We start from the raw sequence: 13493 nt of genomic DNA on the forward strand, positions 1-13493 counted from the left end.
AAATTCAATCGAAGATTGTAAATCCGGTGACAATGGCGGAGGGGTCACACCTGTTCCCATTCCGAACACAGAAGTTAAGCCCTCCAGCGCCGATGGTACTTGGCGGGAGACCGCCTGGGAGAGTAGGTCGTTGCCGGATTCTTTTATTTTTTGTATAAGTGGCATTAGGCCGCTTTTTTGTTTTTTTGTGCTTTTTACTTTTACTATAATAATAGCCTATCAAAATACATATTATTATAACAATAGGAAACTATAAACATATTAAATATATGATGTATAAGAAGGATATTATTAGTATAAGTTTAAATATATTTATAATAATAAAAAATGAGGTGATATCTATGCAGGATATTATTAGTATAAGTCAAAATAAGTGTAAACAATGTTATTCTTGCGTTCGGAATTGTCCTGCTAAAGCCGTGCAGATCGAAAGTGGACAGGCTAAAATAATCCATTCAAGGTGCATTAATTGTGGTAAATGTATTAAAAGTTGTCCTCAAGAAGCTAAAATAGTACTTGACAGTAAAGGGAAAACGCTTAACATCTTAAAAGAGAATGATACGGTTATAGCCTGCATAGCACCCTCATTTGTAGTAAGTTTTCATAAATATAATTATAAAAAGATAATTGGAGCTTTAAAAGAAGTTGGTTTTTCAGAAGTGTGGGAAGTTGCAGTAGGAGCAGAGTATGTTATTGAGGCTATTAGCCAGTATATTAAAAATAAAGAAAATAATCTTTTTTTAAGTTCTCCCTGTCCTGCATTTATATCTTTGATAGAAAAACACTATCCAGAGATGATAAAATATCTTTTACCTTTTGTATCGCCGATGATTGCAACAGGAAAGATTATCAGGGAAATGCATAAAGGCAAAGATGTTAAAATAGTCTTCATTGGCCCTTGCGTAGCAAAGAAATGTGAGGCTTTAGAACCACAATTTAATGGAATTATTGACAGTGTACTTACATTTGATGAGTTAAAAGATATTTTTAAAATTAAAGGTGTCAATATTGAAAAAGCTAAAGAAATGGATTTTGATAGCATATACTGCGATGAAGGAAAACTATTTCCTTTATCTGGAGGATTGTTAAGAAATCTCAAATCTTTATACAATTTAAATGAAAGTGAATATGTAGTTATAGATAATGATAAAGACTGCATCGAATTAATAAATGCTATTAAAGATGGTAAATTTAAGGGCAAATTTGTTGATGTTTTAATGTGTAGAGGATGTATAGATGGTCCTAAAATCGATAGTAGTTTAAACTATTATGAAAGAATTAATAAAATTTATGAATATAAAAATAGTACTAAAAAAATAAATAAACATAAAGTTAAATTACGATTGGATTTTACAAGACATTATAGCAATAAAAGGAGCATATTACCTTATCCTACAGAAAGTGAAATACAGAGGGTATTAAATATGACTAATAAATTTACTAAAGAAGATGAACTAAATTGTGGTGCATGTGGATATAATACGTGCAGAGAGAAGGCAATAGCTGTATTGCAGGGGATTGCAGAAGTAGATATGTGTCTGCCATATCTTATTTCTAAAAAGAGTAAACTGGTTGAACAGTTATCAGAAACATTAAAGGAGACAAAAAATTTAAAAGACGAATTAGAAGCAGTTATTGAATCATCATATGACGGGCTTGTAGTTACGGATGGAAATGGTAGAATATTAAAAACAAATTCGGCATGGAGAAAAATGGTAGGATATAAAACTAAGAAAGAAGAATCGGTTAAAGACATGGAAAATAAAAATATTATTTTCCCTTCGGCAACTTTATTGGTGTTGAAGGAAAAGCGAAGGATATCTTTTATTCAATATGCTCATAATGATAAAGAGTATTTAGCAACAGCGACACCTATATTTGACAATGATTCTTCAGTAAAAATGGTAGTAACTAATATAAGGGATATAGACGAATTAAATAGATTGAGAGAACAAATAGAAGAAACTAGAAAACTGCAAAAATACCATAAAGAAACTAAAAGAATAAAATATAAAGACTATTATAATGAGAATATTGTAGTTAATAGTATCGAATTTGGAGAAGTATTAGGTTTAGCAAGTAGTGTAGCAAAAGTTGATTCTACAGTTTTGATTTTAGGCGAATCGGGCGTAGGGAAAGAGATTGTTGCGAACTTTATACACAATTTAAGCATAAGAAAAGATAAGCCTTTTATTAAAATTAATTGTGGTGCTATACCAGAAAATTTGATTGAGTCCGAGCTATTTGGATATGAGACAGGCGCTTTTACAGGAGCAAAAAAGAAAGGGAAACCCGGTCTTATAGAACTTGCAGATGAAGGGACATTATTTCTTGATGAAATAGGAGAACTTCCTTTAAACTTGCAGGTTAAATTGTTGAGAGTTATACAAGAGAGAAAGATTATGAGAATAGGAGGAATAAAGGAAAAGTATGTAGATGTGAGAATAATAGCGGCTACAAATAGGGATTTGTATAAAATGGTTCAAAGAGGAGAATTCAGAGCCGATTTATATTATAGATTGAATGTAGTTCCTATTGAAATACCACCGTTACGAAAGAGAAAAACCGATATTCTGCCACTATGTTATCATTTTTTAGACATATTTAATTCAAAATATAGATGTAATAAAAGATTATCTAAATCTGTTGAAAAGATTCTTGAAGATTATAATTGGCCCGGCAATGTACGAGAACTGGAAAACTTGATTGAAAGAGTAGTTGTTACTACGCCAGGGGATATAATAGATGTAAAAGATTTACCTATGTTTCTATTGGAAAATACAAATGATGGCTCTAAAAAAATAGATATAGAGGGGATAATGCCTTTAAGAGAAGCCGTTGAATTAGTTGAAAAGAAATTGATAAAAAGAGCATATAAGCAGTGTAAATCCACATATGAAATGGCAAAAGTATTAGGCGTTAATCAGTCGACGGTTGTAAGGAAGATACAGAAATATATAAAAAGCAATGCTTTAAAGCATGATTAAATGCATAAATGCATTATTTGGAAATTTGCTGATATTAGTCAATAGTTAGTAAGTTGATAGATTGTTATTTATCAACTGCTGACTATTGATTTTTTTTTGGCATAAATTATGCAATTTATATTTAGCAAACGAAGGGGGGTTGCAGGTATGATATTAAACGATTTTTATCAGCAGTTAAGAGAATCGGCTGAAGAAGCTATAAAAAGTAAAAAGGAAAGTGGAAAGATAAGAGCCGTACTAGGATATTCAATATGCAGCGTAAGTGTAGGAGCTAATGAAGTATTAAGGGCAATGCAGGAAGTTTTAGTCGAAGCAGACATTCACAATGTAATATTAGAAACGACTGGCTGTATTGGACTTTGCTATAAAGAACCATTACTAGACATTTATATGCCAAATGGTATGAAATACACTTACGAATTAGTAACACCTTCAAAGGCTAGAGCTATAATTGTATCTCATTCTCTTTATGGAGAGCCGATGGAAGAATGGTTATTAAAAATGTGAGGGGGGAATGTATATGAATTTGCAGCAAATTGTATCAGATGCAATTGATAAAAAAGGAAATACGAAAGATAAATTAATCGAGATATTACTTGAAATTCAATCGAGAACAGAAGGTAATTATGTACCAACAGAAAGTTTGAAAATGATTTCAGAATCGTTAGACATACCGTTAAGCAAGGTTTATGGAGTAGCAACATTTTATTCAATGTTATCTGTTAAAAAAAGAGGTAAGTATGCTATTCAAATTTGTAATAGTGCACCATGTTATATTTCGGGTTCTTCCGATATTGTAAAGATTTTTGAGGAAGTTTTAGGAATAAAGATGGGGGAAGTAACACAGGATGGAATGTTTTCACTAGAATATACAAGCTGTATAGGGGCATGTAATTTAGCTCCGGCAGTAAAGATAAATGATAAAGTATATGGGAATTTAGATAGAAATAAAATAATCGAAATAATAGCTTCATTGAGAAAGGGGGGCGAATAATGGTAAATTTAATTTCTAGATTATGTGGCAAGTTAGATCCTTTATCAATATATGATTATAGAGAAAAAGGCGGTTTTAAAAGTTTAGAAAAAGTTTTATTTAAAATGAAACCAATAGATGTCATTGATGAAATAAAGAAATCAAATCTAAAGGGAAGAGGAGGAGCTGCATTTCCAACAGGTTTAAAATGGCAGTTTGTATCTATGGAAGAAAGTGATGAGAAATATGTGATATGTAATGCAGATGAGGGAGAGCCGGGAACTTTTAAAGATAAGATTTTGTTAGATGGATGTCCATTTCAGATTATAGAGGGTATGTTAATAGCTGGTTATGCTGTAGGTGCTAAAAAAGGGTTTATATATATAAGGGGGGAATATCCAAAATCAAAAGAGCTATTGATTGAAGCAGTCGATATATTGAAAAAAGAAGGTTATTTAGGAGACAATATTTTGAGTAGCGATTTTAGTTTTGATATCGAGATTAGATCGGGAGCCGGAGCATATGTATGCGGGGAAGAAACTGCATTAATAGAATCTATTGAAGGCGAACCTGGAAGATCTAGATTTAAGCCTCCATATCCTCCTAATAAAGGTTTATGGGGAAAACCAACCCTTGTAAATAATGTTGAAACACTTGCCAATATTCCAGTTATTTTAGAAATAGGGGCCGAAAATTATAAAAAATATGGAACAGAATCGAGTAGTGGAACTAAACTTATTTCCGTATCTGGAAGTGTAGTTAATAAAGGAGTTTATGAGGTTGAATTCGGTATAACTTTAAGAGAGATTATATATGATATTTGCGGCGGGCTTATAGAGGATAGGAAATTGAAGTTTTTACAAATAGGAGGTTCTTCAGGTGTTTGTATACCTGCCGATATGTTAGATTTAAGACTCGACTTTGATGAATTTAGAAAACATGATATAGGATTAGGCTCTGGAGCAATTTTAGTTGTAGATGAAAACACATGTGTAGTTGATTTTATAAAAGTAACTTCCGAATTTTTCGAGCATGAATCATGTGGTAAATGTACGCCATGTAGAGAGGGCAATTATCATATAGTTAGAATACTAAAGCGAATAGCAGAAGGTAAAGGCAGCAAGAGAGATTTAGATTTATTAAAAAATATTTCAGACGTTATGCAGCAGTGTTCATTATGTGGATTAGGGCAGGCAGCTCCAACAGCTTTGATAACTACAATGAAATATTTTAAAGAAGAATATGAGGAACATTTGAAGGGGTATTGCCGAGCAGGGAAATGCACCTTTAAAGGAGGTGTTTTAGATGAGTAAAGTAAAGGTTTTTATAGATAATAGAGAAGTAATAGTAGATGAAGGGACAACAATACTTGAAGCTGCAAAGAAGGTAAACATTAACATTCCCACTCTTTGCTATCACCCGGATCAGAAAATAAAGGGGATTTGTAGAATTTGTATAGTTGAGGTTGAAGGACAAAAGAATTTTTCGGCTTCATGTTGTACACCAGTTAGAGATGGTATGAGAATAAGAACAAATACAAAAAAAGTTAGAGAAGCAAGAAAAAATATAATGCAATTTATTCTAGTAAGACATGATGGTGATTGTTTGACATGTGTTAGGAATGGAAATTGTGAACTTCAGAAGTTAAGTGAAGAATTAAACATAAAGGAAATAAAATATGATAGGATAGTAGAAAATCTACCAATTGATGAATCTAATCCTTCAATAGTAAGGAATCCTAATAAATGTATTAAATGCGGAAGATGTATAGAAGTATGCCATGATGTGCAGGGAGTTGGTGCAATAGATGCTATCAATAGAAGTGATGATTTAAAGATTTTACCTGGATTATATGAAAAAATAAGTGATGTTGCATGTGTATATTGTGGACAGTGTATTAATGTTTGTCCAGTAGGTGCTATATATGAGAAAGAAGATATCGAAAGAGTATGGGATGTATTAGAGGATAAAAGCAAACATGTAGTTGTGCAAATAGCGCCAGCAGTTAGAGTATCATTAGGAGAAATGTTTGGATTTAAACCGGGTAGTATAGTTACAGGAAAAATAGTAGCCTTTTTAAAAGCTATAGGATTTGATAAAGTTTTTGATACAAATTTTACGGCAGACTTGACAATAATAGAGGAAGGAAGCGAGCTGCTTCATAGGATAAAAAATGGAGGAAAACTTCCTATGTTGACATCTTGTAGTCCCGGTTGGATAAGATATATAGAGTTTTTCTATCCAGAATTATTAGGTCATGTTTCTACTTGTAAATCACCACAGCAAATGTTTGGAGCATTAACTAAAACATATTATGCTCAAAAATTTGGTATAGATCCTAAAGATATAGTAGTAGTATCTATTATGCCATGTACTGCTAAAAAAGCAGAAGCAGTTAGAGAGGAAATGAATAGTTCAGGATATCAAGATGTAGATATTGTTTTAACAACTAGAGAATTAGGTAAGATGATTAAAGAGTCGAGAATACAATTGGAAGATTTAGAAGAAGTAGAATTTGATAGGCCATTTGGAATTGCAACAGGAGCAGGTGCCATATTTGGAGCTACTGGTGGGGTAATGGAGGCTGCACTTAGAACAGTATATGAAAAGGTAACGGGTAAAGAGTTAGAGAAGATTGAATTTACTGCATTAAGGGGAATAGATGAATATAAAGAAGCGGCGGTAGAAATGGATAATATGAAAGTAAAAGTTGCGGTAGTTAATGGACTTAAAAATGCTAAAATAATTCTCGATATGATTAAGGAAGGCAGAGCGGATTATCACTTTATTGAAGTAATGTGTTGCCCCGGTGGCTGTATAGGTGGTGGCGGCCAGCCTATACCAAGTACAAATGAGATTAAGAAGAAGAGAATAGAAGCAATATATAACGTAGATATTTCATATGCTATAAGAAAGTCTCATTTAAATCCTGTAGTAAATAAACTTTATGAGGAGTTTTTGAAAGAGCCTCTAGGGCATAAATCTCACCAATTACTTCATACTCATTATATTAATAGGAAAAATTAAATATATATCATTATCCAAGCCCCCATACACATAAAATTAATAATGGAGTGTTAGGGGGCTTATTTATGAGGAATCGAAAATGGGTAAATTTATCTTTTATATATATCGGAACGGTTATAGGTGCAGGTTTTGCTTCGGGACAGGAGATAATGAAATTTTTTGGAGTATTTGGTGTTAAAGGCTTTTTAGGGATTATAGTTTCAGGAATACTGTTTAGTATTATAGGGAGTATTATTTTAGTTTCTGTATATAAAAATGATTTAAAAGGGTATCAAGATTTTTTAGTTTCAATGTTCGGAAATAAATTAAGTTCTGTATTTGAAATTATAATATTATTTTTCTTATTCGGCGGATATTGTGTTATGTTAGCCGGTAGTGGTGCTATTTTTTTTGAACGGTTCCATTTATCATACAGTATTGGTATATTTATTATGGGAATAGCCACAATGGTAACTTTTTTATTCAGTATTAAAGGCATTTCAATAGCAAATCAAATAATAGTTCCGCTATTATTAGCAGGTATTATTACGATGAGTATGCTTGTGATTTTAAAAGAGGGATTAGTATTTAGTAATTATAGAGGGGCTGAAATCTCGATAACTGGTAATTGGCTAACTTCAGCAGTAATTTATGTAAGCTATAATTGTATATCTGTTTTAGTTGTAATGAGCACTTTATCGTCTATAATACCTAATAAAACAGAAGCTATTAAAGGAGGACTATTTGGAGGATTATGTCTATTAGTATTAGCAATTTTTATACTTATTCCGTTATTAATACTCTATACGGATGTTTTTCATCTTGAACTTCCTATGTTAAAGGTGGCCGAATATTTAGGTGAAAACGGTGAAAAAATTTACAGTTTGATATTATGGGGTGCAATGTTTACTACGGCGATTGCAAATGGATTTGGATGTATAAGAAGGGTATCAAAAATTATTAAGATTGACGAAAGGCTATTTTCAATATTATTTGTGTTTGTAACAATACCTATGGCTAAAATTGGTTTTTCAAGGTTAATATCTATATTATATCCATTGTATGGTATAATAGGGATTCCTATTTTAGTTTCGATTATATTAAGTTTCATATTTAAAAAGATTTGAAAATTTAAACAGAAGGATTTTACAAAGGAAAACAGAATAGTAAATTATAAGGTAAATAGCTTCATTAAAGGGGTTGGAGGTTTTGAGGGATAGTAGAACAAAGAGGCATAGTAAAAGATTACAATTTTTTGTATTGTTATTTTTTTTACTCATACTGATTGCTTCAAGTAAGATGTTTAATATAGATAGATTGCTTTTAAATAATAGTACAAAGACTCTAGAACTAATGTCTAGCATGAACATAGATATGAATAAATATTCAGGAATTAAAATTTATGACGATGAAATTTTAATTGTAAGTCCAAATAAAATCATTTCTTTAGATTATAATGGGACTGTAAAGTGGAAAAAGGATATAAAGGCTATAAATCCGATTGTACGATTTGGCATGCATAATATATACATATTAGATTCTATAAATGGACAAGTTATTGCTTTAGATTTAAATGGCGAGGAAATTTGGCGTTATGATTTTAAAAAATCGATAGAAGATATCATTGAAAAAGGAGATTGTCTGATTGTATTTACAAAGGCTGGGGAGAAAAAGGATCAGATAAACATATTCGATTTGAAAGGTGATTTAGTTGGCAATATTATTTTAGAACAGGGGATAGCTTTAGATTGTGATATTTCAAATGATAAAAAGAAAGTGCTTATTAATGTTTTAGATTTGAGTGATGAAAAGATAAAAAGTAAAGTAGCATTATATTCTATAAATGGCTATGAGATATGGGAGCAAGATGTTGAAAATGATATAATATCGAAAATTAATTTTATTGATGATAAAATATTATCAGTTACAAAAAGCGATATTAAATTGTTAAATAGTAAACAGAAATTGCTTTGGGATAGGGGTATCGATGGAGAAATAATAGATTTGAATATTGATATTGAGAATAAGCAGATTATTTTACTATATGCTGGAAACAAAAAGTATTTAGAGGTTATTAGTATAAATGGAAGAACTAAAATGAAAAAGGAAGTTGATAAAAATATAAAAAAGATATATATAAGGGATAGCAATATTTATCTAGTTGGTGATAAAAAGATATATGGAATAAGTAAAGATGTATTTTTAGATTATAATATCAGCGAAAAGATAAAGTCTGTGGGTGTTTTAAAAGATAAATTAATTGTTATTACGAATGAAGGAATAAAGATTATGAAGTTAGTTAATTTGAAGAGTAATTAGGAGTTGATACTTGTGAATTGGGTAGATTATGTTGTAATTGTTATACTATTAGTAAATGGAATAGGAGGATTAAGCAAAGGGCTGATAATAACGGTATTTAATCTATTTGGGTTTATTTTGTCTTTGTATATAGCTAAATTGTATTATCCTGTAGTTGCAAATTTTATAAAAAATAATCCGAATATCATTGGTACTATAAAAGAATATGTTACAACGAGAGTAGAAATTATAATGAATAAGATAGGGAATTCCGGTAGTATAGGTGATTTCTTTGAAATACTTAAATTACCGAGTAAATTAGGTGAAAATATGATAAATGATCCGAATGTGAACTCTTATATGAACAATACAATGAATACAGCTTCTGATATGATATCTACTAAACTAACAGGCCTTTTTATAGATATAATAAGTATAATAATAGTTTTTCTAGCTGCTAAATTTATATTGTATATAATAGTTAGTATTCTCGACAATATAGCACATTTGCCGGTTTTAAGGCAAATAAACAAATTGGCGGGATTAGTTTTTGGATTAATAAAAGGAGTTTTTATACTGTATATTTTATTTGCTATTATTACTCCTGTTATTACAATGTTTCCAGATGGAGCTATAACAAAAGGAGTCTATGATTCGACTATTGGGTATTATTTATACAGCAATAATTTAATAATAGATTATCTAAAAGGATATGGGTTATTTAAATAAGCATGGCTTCTGCCATGCTTATTCTACGAAAATCTCAACCTTTTCTCCATTTCGCTCGTTTGTTACATCTACTATTTTTCCTTGTGCTCCGTTTTTGATCATCTGTATAATTTCTTCTAAATTAAGATCTTCTAAATTTGAGTTTTTAAGTTCAGGTGAGAATTTTGTTGCAAATTTTAATCCTACATCGACTAAAGCGATAGGAATGTTTACATTTACTTTAGTTTCATCATCTGGATCATATACTCTTATCTTTAGCCATTTTGCATTGGATGTATTGTTAAATTCTTTATCTTTTTCTTCTAATGCATTTAATAGTTCTAAACCTTCTTCATGCGTTATTTTTCCCTCTTCAATCATTTTAAGGATTTGTAATTTCTCTTCTTTAAAATTTGACATGATATTTCCCCCTTAAAATTAATTTTTTAATTTATTCTTTTAGAAGTTTTACAGCTTCTTCGGCAGTTATCTCTCCTGTACTAAGTTTGGTTAAAATTTCTTTTTTATCGATTTTGGGAGTATATTTTGGGCTATATCCTAGAGCCTCTATAACATTTTCAAGTTTATTTCTTACTGTCGGATATGATATTCCTAATTCTTTTTCGATTTCTTTAATGTTTCCTCTGTTTTTAATAAAAACTTCAACGAAATACTTTTGTTCATCATTTAATTTACAAAACTTACACAGCGAAAATTTACCTTCTATAGTTGTATTACAGTAGTTACAGTGGAGCCTTGTTACGTCAAGTTCATTGTTGCAAACAGGGCATCTTCCAATTACTTCTTTTTTCATCAACTATCCTCCTCAAAGATTTTTTTATTTTTTTCATTCGTTTTTTAAACATATAGAATGTCGGCAACTATTTTTACAGTATAATTTTTTTCTCATAAAGTTTTGGAAATATTTTTTTATCAAGTTTGTAATTTAAATAAGCTATTATAGTGCTAACTATACCTATTCCTGCTAATATTGTAAAAGCAGTTGTATATGAAAATGTATCTATTACCCAACCCATGGTAATACGTCCTGCAATTCCGCCAATAAAATATACAATATTACTATAACTATTAATTCTTCCACGATGTGAAGCTGGAACTCTTCGACTTATATATGGTGATGCTCCTAACGTGTTAATTATTTCTCCTATAGTAAATACAAACATCATCACAAAGAACACCCAATATATTACTGTATTTCTAATTATTAAAAAACTTAATGAATAAAGAAGTAATCCAATAATGATTTTTGGCAGTTCATCTAATTTTTCTAATATATGAGTCATTACTGGTGTAAATAAAATAACTATTAACCCGTTAAAGCTTGACAATAAGCCGAAATATTGAGCTCCTTTATCTGAAAATATAGTTTCCATATAAAGAGGTAATGTAAATGAAAATTGATTATAGATAAATGCTGCAAGCATAAAAACAAGTAACTGAATTAATATTGATTTACGTTCTTTTAAAATATCAAAAGATGAAACATCATTACTGGCATGGTCTTCATATTCATTTTTTTCATTATCTGTTAAATCATCGACATTTAAAACATTTACAAATAAAATAATTAATATGGTTGAAGATAGTGTTGTTAATCCGTCGATTATGAATGCTAAACTTAAATATTTTTCAAATAGTAATCCCCCTATAGCCCCTCCTATAATGAAACCTAAATTATGTCCAAGATATGATAATGAGTACGCTTTATCTCTTTCTTGTGGTTTTGTAGCATCGGCAATTAATGCCTCAAAAGCAGGACCTTCCATAGTTGCAAATAAACCTGCAATTACAAATAGTGCTGTCATTAGATTACTTGGTTTTACGAATGCACAGGATATAAAAAATATAACACTTATAGAATCAAATATTATAATTATTTTCTTACGGTCATACTTATCAGCTAATTTACCACCTAATACAGTTGCAGGTAAGTATATTATTCCTATAACTAACGATATTATAGCTATTGTAGATGCTGAATAACCTATTTTACGTTTTAATATAAGTGTAAGTAGCGGCCATATAAATGCGCCCATGTTTGTAATCATTTTTGCGAAAAAGATTACATATGCAGATTTTGACAACCCGCTATATTGGGAAAATATATTTGATAATTTCTTGTACATATGAATGCTCCTTTTTCGTTTTAAAGCTTTATAAAGTAATTATTTTAATTTTACTTCCGTCTGTTCCATCTTCAATATTCACTAAATCAAAAGGTTCATGCATTTTTAAAACTTTAAATATTTCATTTAGGTCTATATCTTTTAAAGTTTCTATGTATTTTAATGTATTATTATCCAAATGTTTTGAATATTTAGAAGTAATTATAGTAAGTTTTAATCCTGCTTTAGATAATAATTGAACTATCCAAAATGGCATTGCTGGTATATTGATTTTATGTTTTTCTTCGTCTATGATAGTGATTTTTATTTTTGAAGCTCTTTTTTTAGGTTTGTTGATATCAGGATGTAAACTTTTTAGCAAATAAATGGCTTCTTTTACATCAATTTCTTTTTTCTCTAACATTGTTAATATTTTTTGAATACTATTCTTCAAGGAAAAACCTCCTTATGTAACATATTTAAAAATAAGTTAAAATATTTTAACTTTTAAAAGTATAAAATGAATTATTTTAAATTCTAATTATATGTTATTATTATTTTTAATAAAAGTCAATATTAAAATTAAAAAAATTAAACCTTAAATTAAAAAAATTAATATATTTATTTAATGATAAATTCTAAAAGCATAGATAAATTTTATAATAACATCTATTAATATAGATAATATCTATAGAACTTTTATTATGTTGAATGTTATAGTCAAATAAAACTATAATATAATTAAAGTTTTAGGCATATGCAAGCAATAAAAACGGGAGGGGATTAAAATGAGAAAAGAAGTTGATGCAAGAGGTAAGGCTTGTCCTAAACCAGTAATAATGACTAAAAAGGCATTAGATGAGATAGAATCGGGAGTAGTTATTACTATTGTAGATAATGAAGTTGCTAAAGAAAATGTATCTAAGCTTGCTAAAAGTATGAATTATAATTTCAATGTAGAAAAGACAAGAGATAATGATTTTATAATTTATATTACTAAAGGAGAAACTCAAGAAGTTGAAAGTAATACTTGCCAGCCAAATATATTCAAGGATATGACTATAGTTTTTAGTTCTGATAAAATGGGCAGGGGTTCTGATGAGCTAGGTAAAATATTAATGAAGGGATATATATATACATTGACTGAATCAATTCCATATCCGTCTACTTTACTTTTCTTAAATAGTGGAGTAAAATTGACTATTGAGGGTTCGGAGGTAATAGAGGATTTGAAAAAATTAGAAGAACAGGGAGTAGAGATATTATCTTGTGGAACTTGCTTAGATTTTTATAATTTAAATGATAAATTAAAAGTAGGAGAAGTTACGAATATGTATACTATAGTAGAGAAAATGAAGAATGCAACAAATACTATAGTATTATAGAAGGATGATT

At 29.8% G+C, this 13493-nt stretch carries 13 protein-coding genes and 1 rRNA gene; 10 read left to right on the forward strand and 4 right to left on the reverse strand.

Features of this window, described 5'->3' with window-relative positions:
* Positions 1–22: 22 nt before the first annotated feature.
* The 9 genes from rrf (at position 23) to BUB51_RS05160 (ending at position 9993) form a co-directional block, all read left to right on the forward strand.
* Positions 23–139 (forward strand): 5S ribosomal RNA (rrf, locus tag BUB51_RS05120).
* A 202-nt stretch (positions 140–341) separates the two neighbouring features.
* Positions 342–2987: a sigma 54-interacting transcriptional regulator gene (locus BUB51_RS05125; RefSeq protein WP_073196040.1), complete on the forward strand. Its 2646-nt coding sequence runs from the start codon at positions 342–344 to the stop codon at positions 2985–2987.
* 147 nt (positions 2988–3134) lie between these two features.
* Positions 3135–3494, forward strand: coding sequence for a (2Fe-2S) ferredoxin domain-containing protein (locus tag BUB51_RS05130; protein WP_073196042.1), 360 nt, complete (start codon positions 3135–3137; stop codon positions 3492–3494).
* A gap of 13 nt (positions 3495–3507) precedes the next feature.
* The gene (locus BUB51_RS05135; protein WP_073196044.1) at positions 3508–3981 is read left to right on the forward strand and encodes an NADH-quinone oxidoreductase subunit NuoE family protein; all 474 of its coding nucleotides are present in this window, start codon (positions 3508–3510) and stop codon (positions 3979–3981) included.
* Positions 3981–5273 (forward strand): NADH-quinone oxidoreductase subunit NuoF, encoded by a 1293-nt coding sequence (nuoF, locus tag BUB51_RS05140; protein ID WP_073196046.1) that lies wholly within the window; start codon positions 3981–3983, stop codon positions 5271–5273. Before BUB51_RS05135 ends, nuoF begins: the two co-directional genes overlap by 1 nt.
* Positions 5266–6987, forward strand: a complete 1722-nt coding sequence (locus tag BUB51_RS05145) for an NADH-dependent [FeFe] hydrogenase, group A6 (RefSeq protein WP_073196047.1) — start codon at positions 5266–5268, stop codon at positions 6985–6987. The genes nuoF and BUB51_RS05145 overlap by 8 nt, the downstream gene beginning before the upstream one ends.
* Positions 6988–7052: 65 nt before the next feature.
* Complete coding sequence (locus BUB51_RS05150; protein ID WP_073196049.1) at positions 7053–8093, forward strand: YkvI family membrane protein; 1041 nt, start codon at positions 7053–7055, stop codon at positions 8091–8093.
* A gap of 172 nt (positions 8094–8265) precedes the next feature.
* Positions 8266–9285 carry a DUF5711 family protein gene (locus tag BUB51_RS05155; RefSeq protein ID WP_423230307.1) on the forward strand — a complete coding sequence of 340 codons (1020 nt, stop codon included), beginning with the start codon at positions 8266–8268 and terminating at the stop codon, positions 9283–9285.
* Positions 9286–9297: 12 nt separating this feature from the next.
* Positions 9298–9993 (forward strand): CvpA family protein, encoded by a 696-nt coding sequence (locus tag BUB51_RS05160; RefSeq protein ID WP_073196054.1) that lies wholly within the window; start codon positions 9298–9300, stop codon positions 9991–9993.
* An 18-nt stretch (positions 9994–10011) separates the two neighbouring features.
* Here the strand turns inward: BUB51_RS05160 and BUB51_RS05165 are convergent, their stop codons facing one another.
* The 4 genes from BUB51_RS05165 to BUB51_RS05180 form a co-directional block, all read right to left on the reverse strand.
* Positions 10012–10392: an SHOCT-like domain-containing protein gene (locus tag BUB51_RS05165; RefSeq protein WP_073196056.1), complete on the reverse strand. Its 381-nt coding sequence runs from the start codon at positions 10390–10392 to the stop codon at positions 10012–10014.
* 31 nt (positions 10393–10423) lie between these two features.
* Positions 10424–10786: a DUF2089 domain-containing protein gene (locus BUB51_RS05170; RefSeq protein ID WP_073196058.1), complete on the reverse strand. Its 363-nt coding sequence runs from the start codon at positions 10784–10786 to the stop codon at positions 10424–10426.
* A 73-nt stretch (positions 10787–10859) separates the two neighbouring features.
* Positions 10860–12119, reverse strand: a complete 1260-nt coding sequence (locus tag BUB51_RS05175; protein WP_073196060.1) for an MFS transporter — start codon at positions 12117–12119, stop codon at positions 10860–10862.
* A gap of 28 nt (positions 12120–12147) precedes the next feature.
* Positions 12148–12552, reverse strand: a complete 405-nt coding sequence (locus tag BUB51_RS05180; RefSeq protein WP_073196062.1) for a hypothetical protein — start codon at positions 12550–12552, stop codon at positions 12148–12150.
* Positions 12553–12886: 334 nt separating this feature from the next.
* On the opposite strand from BUB51_RS05180, the gene yedF reads away from it, so the two are divergent.
* On the forward strand, positions 12887–13483 hold the full coding sequence (yedF, locus tag BUB51_RS05185; RefSeq protein WP_073196064.1) for a sulfurtransferase-like selenium metabolism protein YedF: 597 nt from the start codon (positions 12887–12889) through the stop codon (positions 13481–13483).
* Positions 13484–13493: the final 10 nt, after the last annotated feature.

This window comes from Caloranaerobacter azorensis DSM 13643, from assembly GCF_900129995.1.
GTDB lineage: Bacteria > Bacillota > Clostridia > Tissierellales > Thermohalobacteraceae > Caloranaerobacter > Caloranaerobacter azorensis.

Coding starts and splice junctions, on each gene's coding strand:
- BUB51_RS05165 (WP_073196056.1), bottom strand. CDS start 10,392: ATGTCAAATTTTAAAGAAGAGAAATTACAAATCCTTAAAATGATTGAA.
- yedF (WP_073196064.1), top strand. CDS start 12,887: ATGAGAAAAGAAGTTGATGCAAGAGGTAAGGCTTGTCCTAAACCAGTA.
- BUB51_RS05145 (WP_073196047.1), top strand. CDS start 5,266: ATGAGTAAAGTAAAGGTTTTTATAGATAATAGAGAAGTAATAGTAGAT.
- BUB51_RS05170 (WP_073196058.1), bottom strand. CDS start 10,786: ATGAAAAAAGAAGTAATTGGAAGATGCCCTGTTTGCAACAATGAACTT.
- BUB51_RS05150 (WP_073196049.1), top strand. CDS start 7,053: ATGAGGAATCGAAAATGGGTAAATTTATCTTTTATATATATCGGAACG.
- nuoF (WP_073196046.1), top strand. CDS start 3,981: ATGGTAAATTTAATTTCTAGATTATGTGGCAAGTTAGATCCTTTATCA.
- BUB51_RS05125 (WP_073196040.1), top strand. CDS start 342: ATGCAGGATATTATTAGTATAAGTCAAAATAAGTGTAAACAATGTTAT.
- BUB51_RS05175 (WP_073196060.1), bottom strand. CDS start 12,119: ATGTACAAGAAATTATCAAATATATTTTCCCAATATAGCGGGTTGTCA.
- BUB51_RS05130 (WP_073196042.1), top strand. CDS start 3,135: ATGATATTAAACGATTTTTATCAGCAGTTAAGAGAATCGGCTGAAGAA.
- BUB51_RS05155 (WP_423230307.1), top strand. CDS start 8,266: ATGTTTAATATAGATAGATTGCTTTTAAATAATAGTACAAAGACTCTA.
- BUB51_RS05135 (WP_073196044.1), top strand. CDS start 3,508: ATGAATTTGCAGCAAATTGTATCAGATGCAATTGATAAAAAAGGAAAT.